The sequence below is a fragment of the Halomonas sp. HNIBRBA4712 genome (assembly GCF_043558675.1).
Lineage (GTDB): Bacteria > Pseudomonadota > Gammaproteobacteria > Pseudomonadales > Halomonadaceae > Vreelandella.
Genome location: NZ_JBIFXR010000028.1, coordinates 1 through 686, shown reverse-complemented (window position 1 = coordinate 686; position 686 = coordinate 1). Strand labels below are relative to the sequence as shown.

At 57.1% G+C, this 686-nt stretch carries 1 rRNA gene; it reads left to right on the top strand.

The window, feature by feature from the left end:
* Positions 1-686: ribosomal RNA gene (locus ACGK9R_RS17180) — 23S ribosomal RNA — on the top strand; the annotation flags it as partial.

Sequence of the window (686 nt, the reverse complement as noted above, 5' to 3'; positions counted from 1 at the left end):
ATGCGCGGTAGAGGAGCGTCGTGTAAGCCGATGAAGGTGGATCGAGAGGTCTGCTGGAGGTATCACGAGTGCGAATGCTGACATGAGTAACGATAAGGGGTGTGAAAAACACCCCCGCCGGAAGACCAAGGGTTTCTGTTCGATGCTAATCAGAGCAGAGTGAGTCGGCCCCTAAGGCGAGGCCGAAAGGCGTAGTCGATGGGAAACGGGTCAATATTCCCGTACCGGACATGGTTGCGATGGGGGGACGGAGAAGGCTAGGTGAGCCGGGCGCTGGTTGTCCCGGTGAAAGCAGGTAGGTTTGAGTCTCAGGTAAATCCGGGACTCTTCAAGACCGAGACGCGAGACGAACGGATCACGATCCGGAAGTCACTGATGCCACGCTTCCAGGAAAAGCCTCTAAGCTTCAGATCATGTGCGACCGTACCCCAAACCGACACAGGTGGTCAGGGTGAGAATCCCAAGGCGCTTGAGAGAACTCGGGTGAAGGAACTAGGCAAAATGGTGCCGTAACTTCGGGAGAAGGCACGCCGGCGTAGGGTAGAGGGACTCGCTCCCCGAGCCCGAACCGGCCGAAGATACCAGGTGGCTGCAACTGTTTAGTAAAAACACAGCACTCTGCCAACGCGCAAGCGGACGTATAGGGTGTGACGCCTGCCCGGTGCCGGAAGGTTAAGTGATGGTGT